Raw genomic sequence first — 12,127 nt, forward strand, 5'->3', positions numbered from 1 at the left:
TACTCGGGCGCAATTAATGCATATTCAAGGATTTCGCCATGAAGCGCCTGATCTCTTCCCTTGCTGCGCTCGTCGCGGTCGCTTGCCTCGTTAGTGCCTGTGGTCAAAAAGGCCCGCTGTACCTGCCCGATGACAGCAAAGACCCGAATGAACAGGCGCAATCGTCGCAAAAGCCCTCCAAAGCGCATAAGCACGACACCTACGAATAAGGGAGCTCCATGGACGCTTTTAACTACCGGGACGGCGAGCTGTTCGCGGAAGGCGTGGCGTTGTCCGCGATTGCCCAGCGCTTTGGTACCCCGACCTACGTGTACTCCCGTGCGCATATCGAAGCCCAATACCGCTCGTTCACCGACCCTCTCGAGGGCGTACCGCACCTGGTGTGCTACGCAGTCAAGGCCAACTCCAACCTGGGTGTACTGAATGTCCTGGCGCGTCTGGGCGCCGGTTTCGACATTGTCTCCCGTGGCGAGCTGGAACGGGTCCTGGCCGCCGGCGGCCAGGCCGACAAGATCGTGTTCTCCGGCGTCGGCAAGAGCCGCGAGGACATGCGCCGGGCCCTGGAAGTCGGCGTACATTGCTTCAACGTCGAATCCACCGACGAGCTGGAACGCCTGCAAGTCGTCGCGGCCGAGATGGGTGTTCGTGCGCCGATCTCACTGCGCGTCAACCCGGACGTCGATGCCGGCACCCACCCGTACATTTCCACCGGTCTCAAAGAGAACAAGTTCGGCATCGCCATTGCCGACGCCGAAGACGTGTACATCCGCGCCGCCCAGTTGCCGAACCTGGAAGTGCTGGGTGTCGACTGCCATATCGGCTCGCAACTGACCACACTGCCGCCGTTCCTGGATGCCCTCGACCGCCTGCTGGCATTGATCGACCGCCTGGGCGAATGCGGCATCTACCTGCACCACATCGATCTCGGTGGTGGCGTGGGCGTGCGTTATCGCGATGAAGAGCCACCGGCGATCGCCGACTATATCCAGGCCGTGCGCGAGCGTATCGAAGGCCGCGACCTGACGCTGATGTTCGAGCCGGGGCGCTATATCGTCGCCAACGCCGGCGTGCTGCTGACCCAGGTCGAGTACCTCAAGCACACCGAGCACAAGGATTTCGCCATCGTCGATGCGGCGATGAACGACCTGATCCGCCCGGCGCTGTATCAGGCCTGGATGAATGTCACCGCCGTGACGCCTCGTGACACCCAAGCCCGCGCGTACGACATTGTCGGCCCTATCTGTGAGACCGGCGACTTCCTGGCCAAGGATCGTCAACTGGCCCTGGAAGAAGGCGACCTGCTGGCCGTGCATTCGGCCGGTGCCTACGGGTTTGTCATGAGTTCCAACTACAACACCCGCGGACGTACCGCCGAGGTGTTGGTGGACGGTGATCAAGCGTTTGAAGTGCGTCGCCGCGAGACGGTAGCCGAGTTGTATGCTGGCGAAAGCCTGCTGCCGGAGTAAGCCATGCTGCTGCGTTTTACCAAGATGCACGGGCTGGGCAATGATTTCATGGTCCTCGACCTGGTCAGCCAGCACGCACACATCCTGCCCAAGCACGCTAAACAGTGGGGCGACCGGCATACCGGGATTGGCTTCGACCAATTGCTGATCGTCGAGGCGCCAAGCAACCCGGAGGTGGATTTCCGTTACCGGATCTTCAACTCCGACGGTTCCGAAGTGGAACAGTGCGGCAACGGTGCGCGCTGCTTTGCACGCTTTGTGCTCGACAAGCGCCTGACCGCCAAGCGGCAGATTCGCGTCGAGACCAAGAGCGGCGTGATCGAGCTGGATATCCGCAGCGACGGCCAGATCAGCGTCAACATGGGCGCGCCACGCCTGGTGCCGGCGGATATCCCGTTCCAGGCGACCGAGCAGGCCGCCAGCTACCCGCTGGACGTTGACGGCCAGACCGTCGACATCGCTGCCGTGTCCATGGGCAACCCCCATGCGGTGCTACGGGTCAACGACATCAACACTGCCCCCGTGCATGAACTGGGGCCGAAAATCGAACACCACCCGCGTTTTCCGGCGCGGGTCAATGTGGGCTTTTTGCAGGTGATCGACCGTTCCCGTGCGCAATTGCGCGTGTGGGAACGTGGCGCCGGCGAAACCCAGGCCTGCGGTACCGGTGCTTGCGCCGCTGCCGTGGCCGCGATCAGCCAGGGGTGGATGGATTCGCCCCTGTTGATCGACCTGCCCGGTGGACGCCTGTCCATCGAGTGGGCAGGCCCTGGCCACCCGGTGATGATGACCGGGCCGGCCTCGCGCGTATACGAAGGACAGGTCCGTCTATGAGTGAGCCAAGCCAATGACCGATAAGCCTCAAGTACCCGCACAAGCAACCCCGAGCGAAAGTCTGGAGGCCGCTGCCGTCGCGGCGTACCTTGAGGCTAATCCGGACTTTTTCGTCGAACACGAAGAACTGCTCCCGGCCCTGCGCATCCCCCACCAGCGCGGCGACACCGTGTCGTTGGTGGAGCGACAGATGAAGATCCTGCGCGAGCGCAATATCGAAATGCGCCACAAGCTCTCGCACCTGATGGATGTCGCCCGCGACAACGACCGTCTGTTCGAGAAAACCCGCCGCCTGATTCTTACCCTGATGGACGCCACCAGCCTGGAAGAAACGGTCATCGCCGTGGAAGACAGCCTGCGCCAGGACTTCCAGGTGCCGTTTGTCAGCCTGATCCTGTTCAGCGACAACCCGATGCCGGTGGGTCGCTGGGTCAGTGGCGGCGACGCGCAAACCGCGATCGGCGGCCTGCTTTCCGAAGGCAAGACCATCAGCGGCACCCTGCGCGAGCACGAGCTGGACTTCCTGTTCGGCGCCGAACAGCGCAAGCAGATCGGCTCTACCGCCGTCGTCGCCCTCAGCCATCAAGGCCTGCACGGCGTACTGGCCATCGCCAGCCGCGATCCCGCGCACTACAAGAGCTCGGTGGGCACTTTGTTCCTCACCTATATCGCCGAAGTACTGGGCCGCGTCCTTCCGCGCCACACCACCGCCCTGCGCGCGGTGCGCTAGCCATGGAACGGCAACTGGACGCTTACTGCGCTCACCTGCGTAACGAGCGCCAGGTGTCACCCCATACCCTGGAGGCTTACCGACGGGACTTGAACAAGGTCCTGGCGTATTGCGAAAAGCAGCAGGTCACCAGCTGGAAGGCCTTGGATATCCAGGGCCTGCGCAGCCTGATCGCACGGCTGCACCAGGCGGGCCAGTCCTCGCGCAGCCTGTCGCGCCTGCTATCGGCGGTGCGTGGCCTGTATCACTACCTCAATCGCGAAGGCCTCTGCGACCACGACCCGGCCAATGGCCTGGCCCCGCCGAAAGGCGAACGACGCCTGCCCAAGACCCTGGACACCGACCGTGCCCTGCAATTACTCGATGGCGCCGTGGAGGACGATTTCCTCGCCCATCGCGACCAGGCGATCCTCGAACTGTTCTACTCTTCAGGCCTGCGCCTGTCGGAGCTGACAGGCCTGAACCTCGATCAACTGGACCTGGCCGACGGCCTGGTGCAAGTACTCGGCAAAGGCAGCAAGACCCGGGTGCTGCCGGTAGGCAGGAAAGCCCGCGAAGCCCTGCAACTGTGGCTGCCGCTGCGCGCCCTGGCCAACCCGGTGGACGACGCGGTGTTTATCAGCCAGCAAGGGCGGCGCCTGGGGCCGCGCGCCATCCAGGTACGGGTCAAGGCTGCCGGCGCACGCGAGCTGGGGCAGAACCTGCATCCACATATGCTGCGGCACTCCTTTGCCAGCCATATGCTGGAATCGTCCCAGGACCTGCGCGCCGTGCAGGAACTGCTTGGCCATTCCGACATCAAGACCACACAGATCTATACCCATCTGGACTTCCAGCACCTGGCAACGGTCTACGACAGCGCCCATCCACGGGCCAAACGCATCAAGGACGGCGACTCATGAGCATCAAGCTGATCACCTTCGACCTGGACGACACGCTCTGGGACAACGTACCCGTCATCATCAGCGCCGAAGCGTCGATGCGCGAATGGCTGGCCACCCATGCCGCCAAGGTGGGCGACCTGCCCCTGGAGCATTTCGCCAGCCTGCGCCAACAGGTGCTGCAACGGCATCCCGAACTCAAACACCGCATCAGTATCCTGCGCCATCGGGTGTTGATACATGCGTTTGAAGAGGCCGGTTATCCACAGCCTGAGGCCACGGAAATGGCCGATGTGTGTTTCGAAGCGTTCATTCACGCCCGCCATCAGCTCACGCCTTTCCCTGAGGCCGAGCCGATGCTGCAAGCGCTGCGCCAGCACTTTCTGCTGGGTGTGATCACCAATGGTAATGCCGATGTGCAGCGTGTTGGCCTGGCGGACTACTTTCACTTTGCGCTACGCGCTGAAGATATCGGCATCGCCAAGCCGGATGCGAGGCTGTTCCACGAAGCGCTGCAGCGCGGCGGTGTGGATGCCAGTGCGGCGGTGCATGTTGGCGACCACCCCGGGGACGACATTGCCGGAGCCCAGCAGGCGGGGCTGCGGGCGGTGTGGTTCAACCCGTCGGGCAAGGTGTGGGAAGGAGATAAACTCCCGGATGCACAGATTCGCAGCCTGACGGAGTTGCCGGCGCTACTTCGTAGCTGGCAGTAATACAGGTGAGAAAAATGTGGGAGGGAGCTTGCTCCCGATAGCGGTGTATCAGTCTCCAGATGTATTGCCTGACCTACTGTAATCGGGAGCAAGCCCCCTCCCACACTTGATTGGGGGTGACTTGTAGCCGGTTATTACAGGCATGAAAAAACCCGCAGCGACGGCGGGCTTTTTCTTACAAGCAGGAGGCTGACCTTAGATAGGTCGGCTGCCGTACTTGTTATCCGGCTTCTTGGGCGGGTCTGCAACCACATTGGGCTCGACTTCGACCACTTTGCCGCCTTTGGCAAGAAACTCTTCCATCGCACGGGCCAGGGCATCGCGCTCTTTGTTCTTGGCCTCAACGCTCGGCAATTCGTCTACCGAAACAGCAGCCTTGGCTTTGCCTTTGGCAGCTGGAACAGGAGCGTCATCACCACCGTCGTCCTCAGCAACGTCTTCCGCCGCCGCTTCAAGACCTTCTTCGGTGTCGTCTTCGTCACCTACTTCGAGTTCGTCGTTTTCCAGATCATCGTCGCTCATGTTCTACCTCATGACTTGCGAAAAGCAGATTAGTTATAGCCCAGCTTCATCCTCTGTCGAGGTCACCGGGAAAAAATCAACATCCACCGGATAACCAGTGGCTTATGCCCCATCACCGTGCAGGGTGGCGAGGACTTTACGAGCACCGCCATGATCACGGTGCTCGCCCAGATAAACACCTTGCCAGGTCCCTATCGCCAAGCGGCCGGCCTTGACCGGCAAACTCAGCTGGCAGCCCAGGAGACTGGCCTTGAAGTGCGCCGGCAGATCATCCGGACCTTCGTCGTTGTGTTCGAACCCGGCGCGGCCTTGTGGCACCAGCGAGTTGAAAAAACGCTCGAAGTCACGACGAACCGCCGGATCGGCATTCTCGTTGACGGTCAACGAGGCCGAGGTGTGCTGCAGCCACAGGTGCAACAGGCCCACGCGGCAGGCCTTCAGCTCAGGCAAGCCGGCAAGCAACTCGTCAGTCACCAGGTGAAAGCCCCGGGGCTTGGCCCGCAGGGTAATCAGGGTCTGTTGCCACATACAGTTCTCCGCCCATCGGCGCGCATTCTAGCGCGCTCTGGGAAAAAACAAAGTGCCGAATACGCCTACATGCCTGTAAGACATTCGCACGCTGGAAAGTGCATGACAAACTCTGCGCAAAAACCGACACAGCTTGTTATGACTGACAAACGCCAGGCAAAAAAATGCCCGGCAAGCCGGGCATCTTTTTTTAGCGTACTTACAGGTTGTAGCCGCGTTCGTTGTGTTGCGCCAGGTCGAGGCCGACAGCCTCTTCCTCTTCGGTAACCCGCAGGCCCATGACCGCGTCCAGCACCTTGAGGATGATGAAGGTGACGATGGCGGTATAGATCACGGTGAAGCCGACACCTTTGCACTGGATCCAGACTTGAGCTGCGATGTCAGTCACGGTGCCGAAGCCGCCCAATGCAGGGGCTGCAAACACACCGGTGAGGATCGCACCGACGATACCGCCGATACCGTGCACGCCGAATGCGTCCAGGGAATCGTCGTAGCCCAGCTTGCGCTTGAGGCTGGTGGCGCAGAAGAAGCAGATCACACCGGCCACCAGGCCAATCACCAGGGCGCCCATCGGGCCAACAGTGCCGGCAGCCGGTGTAACGGCGACCAGGCCAGCCACTACACCCGAGGCGATGCCCAGTGCGCTTGGCTTACCGTGAGTGATCCACTCGGCGAACATCCAGCCCAGGGCTGCAGCAGCGGTAGCAATCTGAGTCACCAGCATCGCCATGCCGGCGGTGCCGTTGGCCGCAGCCGCAGAGCCGGCGTTGAAGCCGAACCAGCCGACCCACAGCATGGCCGCACCCACCAGGGTGTAACCCAGGTTGTGAGGCGCCATTGGAGTGGTCGGGAAGCCTTTACGCTTGCCGAGCACGATGCACGCCACCAGGCCAGCGACACCGGCATTGATGTGCACCACGGTGCCGCCGGCGAAGTCCAGCACGCCCCAGTCCCACAGCAGGCCACCGTTGCCGCTCCACACCATGTGGGCGATTGGCGCATAGACCAGAGTGAACCAGATAGCCATGAAGATCAGCATGGCGGAGAACTTCATGCGTTCGGCGAACGCACCGACGATCAGCGCCGGGGTGATGATGGCGAAGGTCATCTGGAAGGTGATGAACACGGCTTCCGGGAACAGCGCAGCCGGCCCGGTGATGCTGGCCGGGGTCACACCCGCCAGGAACGCCTTGCCCATGCCGCCGAAGAAGGAGTTGAAGTTGACCACCCCCTGTTCCATACCGGTGGTATCGAACGCGATGCTATAGCCGTAGACAACCCACAGGATGCTGATCAGGCCGGTGATGGCGAAGCACTGCATCATCACCGACAGAATATTTTTGGAGCGCACCATGCCGCCGTAGAACAGCGCCAGGCCTGGAATGGTCATGAACAGCACCAGCGCGGTGGATGTGAGCATCCAGGCGGTGTCACCGGAGTTGAGGACTGGAGCAGCCACTTCGTCTGCCGCCATGGCCAGGCTTGGCATTACGATGGACAACAGGGCTCCGAGCCCTGCGAATTTACGCAGAGTCATATTGTTTTCTCCTGGGGCGTTGGGGTTTGGCGGCTTAGATTGCGTCGGTATCGGTTTCGCCGGTACGGATGCGAATAGCCTGTTCCAGATTGACCACGAAGATCTTGCCGTCACCGATCTTGCCGGTGTTGGCGGCCTTGGTTATCGCCTCGATAACCCGGTCAAGATCCTTGTCGTCAATGGCGACATCAATCTTCACCTTCGGCAGGAAATCCACTACATATTCCGCGCCGCGATACAGCTCGGTGTGACCCTTCTGCCGTCCGAAGCCCTTGACCTCAGTAACGGTAATGCCCTGCACGCCGATCTCGGACAACGACTCGCGTACATCGTCCAACTTGAACGGCTTGATGATGGCAGTGACTAGCTTCATGAAAACTCTCTCCCGAATTGGTGGACTTGCCCCAGGAAAACAAACCCGTCTCAAGTCTAAGCGCAGTGCCTGGCTTTGTAACGCATCGTCGCAAGGGCAGTTGCCATTGCGACGCCAGCGAACCACTGGTGACGAAACCTGTACCCCTGATCCGTCGGCGCACTGCATTCGTCACAGCGACTGCATCAGTGCATGGGTCATGATCGTCTAAGCAGAAACCTTGCCAGCTCCGTAAAAATCACTGAAATCAGTCCTTTGCTCACCTAGGCCCACCATCGGGGCCATCCGGCGCCTGCAATGCGCACGAAAACGGTGCATCACCGCCCGGCCCGATGCGCGAAAAGCGTGCGACCCAGGCCGTGAAAAAGACTATAGACGCTGCGTGATACACTGCCCGCCAACAGTTTTCCGGAATATTTCCCATGCTCGCGCCCAAAGACCTCCTCGACGCCCTGAGCGGCCACGCCTCTCGCCTGTTCAGCGGCGACACCCCGCTGCCCCGCAATGAAATCGAAAGCCAGTTCAAGGCCTTGCTGCAAAGTGGTTTCAGCAAGCTCGACCTGGTGAGCCGGGAAGAGTTTGATAGCCAGATGGTGGTTCTCGCCCGCACCCGTGCGCGGCTGGAGAGCCTGGAAGCGAAAGTGGCAGAACTGGAAGCGCGGTTGACCCCTCCTGCCGAATAAATGCGCTCAGTGTGGTAGGGGGCTTGCTCCCGATGGCGGTGTATCAGCCGGTATCAATGCTGACTGCCCCCCGCTATCGGGAGCAAGCCCCCTCCCACATTCGCTCTACCTTTTGCTCTGGATACGTTCTGTAAAACCTCCCCGCCTCGCTCTTCCCTACCTCGTCTACCCTTGAAAAACCGCAGGAAGCGGCCTCCCCTTTCAAGGAACGAGCATGTCCCTCGCCATCGTCCACAGCCGCGCCCAGATCGGCGTCGAAGCCCCTGCCGTCACCGTTGAAGTGCATATGGCCAATGGTCTGCCGTCCCTGACGCTGGTTGGCCTGCCCGAAACCGCGGTCAAGGAAAGCAAGGACCGGGTGCGCAGTGCCATTCTCAACTCTGCGCTGCAATACCCCGCTCGCCGGATCACCCTCAATCTCGCGCCCGCCGACCTGCCCAAGGACGGCGGGCGTTTTGACCTGGCGATTGCCCTCGGGATCCTGGCGGCCAGTGTGCAGGTGCCGGCGTTGACGCTCGATGATGTGGAATGCCTGGGGGAGTTGGCGCTGTCCGGCGAGGTGCGGGCGGTAAAAGGCGTGTTGCCGGCCGCGCTGGCGGCGCGCAAGGCCGGGCGCACCGTGATAGTACCGCGAGCGAATGCCGAAGAGGCGTGCCTGGCGTCGGGGTTGAAGGTGATCGCGGTGGACCACCTGCTGCAAGTGGTGGCGCACCTGAATGGACATGTGCCGATCGAGCCTTACACGTCCGATGGCCTGCTGTACTTGAACAAGCCCTATCCAGACCTGAGTGAAGTCCAGGGCCAGCTCGCGGCCAAACGAGCGTTGCTGATCGCGGCAGCGGGCGCGCATAACCTTTTGTTCAGCGGGCCGCCCGGCACCGGCAAGACCTTGCTCGCCAGCCGCCTGCCCGGTTTATTACCGCCGTTGAGCGAACAGGAGGCGCTGGAGGTTGCCGCGATTCAATCGGTTGTAAGTCTGGCGCCGCTGAGCCATTGGCCCCATCGACCGTTTCGTCAACCGCATCACTCGGCATCCGGCCCGGCACTGGTGGGCGGCGGCTCGAAACCACAGCCGGGAGAAATCACCCTGGCTCATCATGGGGTGCTGTTCCTGGATGAGCTGCCGGAATTTGATCGCAAGGTGTTGGAAGTGCTGCGTGAACCGCTGGAGTCGGGGCATATCGTGATTTCCCGCGCTCGCGACCGAGTGAGCTTCCCGGCGCGCTTCCAACTGGTCGCGGCGATGAACCCCTGCCCTTGCGGTTATATGGGCGAACCCAGCGGGCGCTGTCGCTGTACGCCGGAGCAGATTCAGCGGTATCGCAACAAGCTCTCGGGGCCGCTGCTGGACCGGATTGACTTGCACCTGACCGTTGCGAGGGAAACGACGGCACTGAACCCGATCCAACAGGCGGGCGAGGATACCGCCCATGCCTCAGCGCGGGTCGCCCAGGCTCGCGAGCATCAGCAAAAGCGCCAGGGCTGTGCGAATGCCTTTCTTGATCTGCCGGGGCTGCGCGAGCACTGCAAGCTCGCGAAGGTGGATGAAAGCTGGCTGGAAACGGCCTGTGAACGACTGACCCTATCGCTGCGCGCGGCCCATCGACTGCTCAAGGTGGCACGCACCCTGGCGGATCTGGACCAGGTAGAGACCATCACCCGCGACCACCTGAAAGAGGCCCTGCAATACCGCCCGGCGGCGATCACTTAAGCTTGGCGCAGCACCAAATGTGGGAGGGGGCAGGCCTCCCACATCTTGGAAAACGGTGGCTCAGCGAAAGCGATCCACCTCATGGCGCAGGCTCGCCGCCAACGTCTCCAGTTCCCTGGCGGTAATCGCCAGGTTGGACACCACTTCACGCTGCTCGCTGTTGGCCAGTGCAATGCTCTGCAGGTTGCTGCTGAGCAGGGTCGCGGTGCTGCTCTGCTCCTGGGTGGCCGTGGTGATTGCCGCGAACTGCTGACCGGCCGAGCGGCTTTGCTCGTCGATACGCGCCAGGGCCGAGGCCACGTCGGCGTTGCGCGACAGGCCTTCCTGCATCAGCGCGTTGCCTTGCTCCATGGTGCTGATGGCGTTGCCGGTTTCCTTCTGGATGCTCTGGATCATGCCGGAAATTTCATCGGTGGCTTCACGGGTACGCGACGCCAGGTTACGTACTTCGTCGGCCACCACGGCAAACCCACGGCCTTGCTCCCCTGCACGGGCGGCTTCAATGGCGGCGTTGAGCGCCAGCAAGTTGGTCTGTTCGGCAATCGAGGTGATCACGCCGACGATCCCGCCGATTTCCTGGGAGCGCTGGCCGAGGGTGTTGATCACCGTAGCCGTGCTGTTCAGGGCGGTGGCAATGTGTTCCAGGGATGACGACGCTTCCTGCATCGAAGTGCGGCCAATGCGGGTCTGCTGGGCGTTTTCCTGGGCCAGGCGTTCGGTATTGCCCATGTTGTCGGCGATATTCAACGACGTCGCGCTGAACTCCTCTACCGCGCCGGCCATGCTGGTGATCTCGCCGGACTGCTGCTCCATGCCCTCATAGGCACCGCCGGACAAACCGGACAAGACCTGGGCGCGGCTGTTGACCTCTTCGGCAGCGTTACGGATATGGGAGACCATGGTCGACAACGCTTCGCCCATCTGGTTGAAGCTGCGTGCCAGTTGGCCGATTTCGTCATGGCTGGACACGTTCAAGCGTGCGCTCAGATCGCCCGCACCCAGGGCTTCGGCCTGACGCACCAGGTCACTCAGGGGCTGCAACTTGCTGCGCAGCAGCCAGACCGTGGCGCCTACTGCCAGCAACATCGCCAGCACGCTGCCGATCACCAGGCGAATACCCACGGCCCAGGTCACCGCGCGGATTTCGGCTTTCGGCATACTTGCAACCACGGCCCACGGGCCGCCTTCGAACGGTACCGAAACGCTATAGAAATCTTCGTTCTTGTCGCTCCAGAAGCGACCTTTGCCCGGGGTCTTGGCCAGGTCCAGCATCACCGGCACCGATTGATCCAACGCCTGCACACCGGCAGGTGCCACCAGCCAGTGCTTTTGCTCATCCAGCAGTGCAAGGGAGCCGGTCTGGCCAATTCGGAAGCGCTTGAGGTTTTCGAATTGGGCATTCTGCGCATCGGTGTAGTCAAAACCGATGAACAGCACGGCGATAACCTTACCGCCGCTGTCACGCACCGGGCTGTATTGGGTCATGTAGGAACGATCGAACAACACCGCCCTGCCGATGTAGGTCTGCCCACCCACAACACGTTGATAGGCCGGGCCCTGACGGTCGAGGACGGTGCCGATAGCGCGGTTGCCATCCTGCTTGGTCAGGGACGTGCTGATACGGATGAAGTCGTCGCCACTGCGCACAAATACGGTGGCCACGCCGCCGGACATTTGCTTGAACTCGTCCACCTCATCAAAGTTGTTGTTCAACACCTCGTTGCCCAGGTACAGGCTGGGCGTCTGAACACCGGCCACGCTCACGGGTTGGTCCACATGCACGCTCAACCCGGCGCCGAAGCGTTTTTCAAACAGTCCGCTCAAACGCTGGGTGCTCTCGCGCAAGGTGCTGTGGAAGGTATTGAGTTGGTCGGCGAGCAGGCGCGCCTCGCTGGCCAGGTGCTCCTCGCGGGTGTCGAGGTTGGCGGAGTCAAGGGAACGCAAGGCAAACACCGTACTGCCGCTGATAACGACAGCCAGAATCACGGCTAACGCGAGGCCTAACTGGGAGGCAATCCGGGCGCGAGGTTGAGACATGACAGCTCCTGGCCGAGGCCAGGATCATCCTGATCTCATAGCGCTGCTCGGCAAATTATCTGATGGGAAACGTTGGTGCACGATAGTTCCAACACACCTACTTCGGCTGGCC

Annotated in this window: 13 protein-coding genes; 8 read left to right on the forward strand and 5 right to left on the reverse strand. The window is 61.6% G+C overall.

Annotated features, from left to right (window positions below; all coding sequences use genetic code 11):
* The first annotated feature begins 38 nt into the window (after positions 1–38).
* From NIBR502773_RS14315 to NIBR502773_RS14340, 6 genes are read left to right on the forward strand one after another with little or no spacing between them, the layout of a single operon-like run.
* Positions 39–209 carry a lipoprotein gene (locus tag NIBR502773_RS14315; RefSeq protein WP_010207449.1) on the forward strand — a complete coding sequence of 57 codons (171 nt, stop codon included), beginning with the start codon at positions 39–41 and terminating at the stop codon, positions 207–209.
* A 9-nt stretch (positions 210–218) separates the two neighbouring features.
* The gene (lysA, locus tag NIBR502773_RS14320) at positions 219–1,466 is read left to right on the forward strand and encodes a diaminopimelate decarboxylase (protein ID WP_141156295.1); all 1,248 of its coding nucleotides are present in this window, start codon (positions 219–221) and stop codon (positions 1,464–1,466) included.
* 3 nt (positions 1,467–1,469) lie between these two features.
* Positions 1,470–2,300, forward strand: a complete 831-nt coding sequence (gene dapF / locus NIBR502773_RS14325) for a diaminopimelate epimerase (protein WP_065926685.1) — start codon at positions 1,470–1,472, stop codon at positions 2,298–2,300.
* Positions 2,301–2,313: 13 nt separating this feature from the next.
* Positions 2,314–3,030 carry a DUF484 family protein gene (locus NIBR502773_RS14330; protein ID WP_065938007.1) on the forward strand — a complete coding sequence of 239 codons (717 nt, stop codon included), beginning with the start codon at positions 2,314–2,316 and terminating at the stop codon, positions 3,028–3,030.
* 2 nt (positions 3,031–3,032) lie between these two features.
* Positions 3,033–3,932: a tyrosine recombinase XerC gene (xerC, locus tag NIBR502773_RS14335; RefSeq protein ID WP_141156296.1), complete on the forward strand. Its 900-nt coding sequence runs from the start codon at positions 3,033–3,035 to the stop codon at positions 3,930–3,932.
* Positions 3,929–4,624 (forward strand): HAD family hydrolase, encoded by a 696-nt coding sequence (locus NIBR502773_RS14340; RefSeq protein ID WP_065938005.1) that lies wholly within the window; start codon positions 3,929–3,931, stop codon positions 4,622–4,624. The genes xerC and NIBR502773_RS14340 overlap by 4 nt, the downstream gene beginning before the upstream one ends.
* Before the next feature lie 195 nt (positions 4,625–4,819).
* Here the strand turns inward: NIBR502773_RS14340 and sutA are convergent, their stop codons facing one another.
* From sutA to glnK, 4 genes are all read right to left on the reverse strand, one after another.
* Positions 4,820–5,146, reverse strand: coding sequence for a transcriptional regulator SutA (gene sutA, locus NIBR502773_RS14345; protein ID WP_027608315.1), 327 nt, complete (start codon positions 5,144–5,146; stop codon positions 4,820–4,822).
* A gap of 102 nt (positions 5,147–5,248) precedes the next feature.
* Positions 5,249–5,674, reverse strand: a complete 426-nt coding sequence (locus tag NIBR502773_RS14350; protein ID WP_065938004.1) for a secondary thiamine-phosphate synthase enzyme YjbQ — start codon at positions 5,672–5,674, stop codon at positions 5,249–5,251.
* A gap of 199 nt (positions 5,675–5,873) precedes the next feature.
* Positions 5,874–7,211: an ammonium transporter gene (locus NIBR502773_RS14355; RefSeq protein ID WP_027608313.1), complete on the reverse strand. Its 1,338-nt coding sequence runs from the start codon at positions 7,209–7,211 to the stop codon at positions 5,874–5,876.
* A gap of 34 nt (positions 7,212–7,245) precedes the next feature.
* Positions 7,246–7,584 (reverse strand): P-II family nitrogen regulator, encoded by a 339-nt coding sequence (gene glnK, locus NIBR502773_RS14360; RefSeq protein WP_002555808.1) that lies wholly within the window; start codon positions 7,582–7,584, stop codon positions 7,246–7,248.
* A 422-nt stretch (positions 7,585–8,006) separates the two neighbouring features.
* On the opposite strand from glnK, the gene NIBR502773_RS14365 reads away from it, so the two are divergent.
* Both NIBR502773_RS14365 and NIBR502773_RS14370 read left to right on the forward strand, forming a co-directional pair.
* Positions 8,007–8,267 carry an accessory factor UbiK family protein gene (locus tag NIBR502773_RS14365; protein WP_027608312.1) on the forward strand — a complete coding sequence of 87 codons (261 nt, stop codon included), beginning with the start codon at positions 8,007–8,009 and terminating at the stop codon, positions 8,265–8,267.
* A 214-nt stretch (positions 8,268–8,481) separates the two neighbouring features.
* Positions 8,482–9,978: a YifB family Mg chelatase-like AAA ATPase gene (locus NIBR502773_RS14370; protein WP_027608311.1), complete on the forward strand. Its 1,497-nt coding sequence runs from the start codon at positions 8,482–8,484 to the stop codon at positions 9,976–9,978.
* A gap of 60 nt (positions 9,979–10,038) precedes the next feature.
* On the opposite strand, the gene NIBR502773_RS14375 is transcribed toward NIBR502773_RS14370, so the two are convergent.
* Positions 10,039–12,015 carry a methyl-accepting chemotaxis protein gene (locus tag NIBR502773_RS14375; RefSeq protein ID WP_141156297.1) on the reverse strand — a complete coding sequence of 659 codons (1,977 nt, stop codon included), beginning with the start codon at positions 12,013–12,015 and terminating at the stop codon, positions 10,039–10,041.
* Between the last annotated feature and the right edge of the window lie 112 nt (positions 12,016–12,127).

Origin of the sequence: Pseudomonas sp. NIBRBAC000502773 (assembly GCF_006517195.1) — a bacterium.
Lineage (GTDB): Bacteria > Pseudomonadota > Gammaproteobacteria > Pseudomonadales > Pseudomonadaceae > Aquipseudomonas > Aquipseudomonas marginalis.

What these genes read in the sequence shown, in the direction of transcription:
- NIBR502773_RS14315 (WP_010207449.1), top strand. Translation starts at nt 39, where the DNA reads ATGAAGCGCCTGATCTCTTCCCTTGCTGCGCTCGTCGCGGTCGCTTGC.
- lysA (WP_141156295.1), top strand. Translation starts at nt 219, where the DNA reads ATGGACGCTTTTAACTACCGGGACGGCGAGCTGTTCGCGGAAGGCGTG.
- dapF (WP_065926685.1), top strand. Translation starts at nt 1,470, where the DNA reads ATGCTGCTGCGTTTTACCAAGATGCACGGGCTGGGCAATGATTTCATG.
- NIBR502773_RS14330 (WP_065938007.1), top strand. Translation starts at nt 2,314, where the DNA reads ATGACCGATAAGCCTCAAGTACCCGCACAAGCAACCCCGAGCGAAAGT.
- xerC (WP_141156296.1), top strand. Translation starts at nt 3,033, where the DNA reads ATGGAACGGCAACTGGACGCTTACTGCGCTCACCTGCGTAACGAGCGC.
- NIBR502773_RS14340 (WP_065938005.1), top strand. Translation starts at nt 3,929, where the DNA reads ATGAGCATCAAGCTGATCACCTTCGACCTGGACGACACGCTCTGGGAC.
- sutA (WP_027608315.1), bottom strand. Translation starts at nt 5,146, where the DNA reads ATGAGCGACGATGATCTGGAAAACGACGAACTCGAAGTAGGTGACGAA.
- NIBR502773_RS14350 (WP_065938004.1), bottom strand. Translation starts at nt 5,674, where the DNA reads ATGTGGCAACAGACCCTGATTACCCTGCGGGCCAAGCCCCGGGGCTTT.
- NIBR502773_RS14355 (WP_027608313.1), bottom strand. Translation starts at nt 7,211, where the DNA reads ATGACTCTGCGTAAATTCGCAGGGCTCGGAGCCCTGTTGTCCATCGTA.
- glnK (WP_002555808.1), bottom strand. Translation starts at nt 7,584, where the DNA reads ATGAAGCTAGTCACTGCCATCATCAAGCCGTTCAAGTTGGACGATGTA.
- NIBR502773_RS14365 (WP_027608312.1), top strand. Translation starts at nt 8,007, where the DNA reads ATGCTCGCGCCCAAAGACCTCCTCGACGCCCTGAGCGGCCACGCCTCT.
- NIBR502773_RS14370 (WP_027608311.1), top strand. Translation starts at nt 8,482, where the DNA reads ATGTCCCTCGCCATCGTCCACAGCCGCGCCCAGATCGGCGTCGAAGCC.
- NIBR502773_RS14375 (WP_141156297.1), bottom strand. Translation starts at nt 12,015, where the DNA reads ATGTCTCAACCTCGCGCCCGGATTGCCTCCCAGTTAGGCCTCGCGTTA.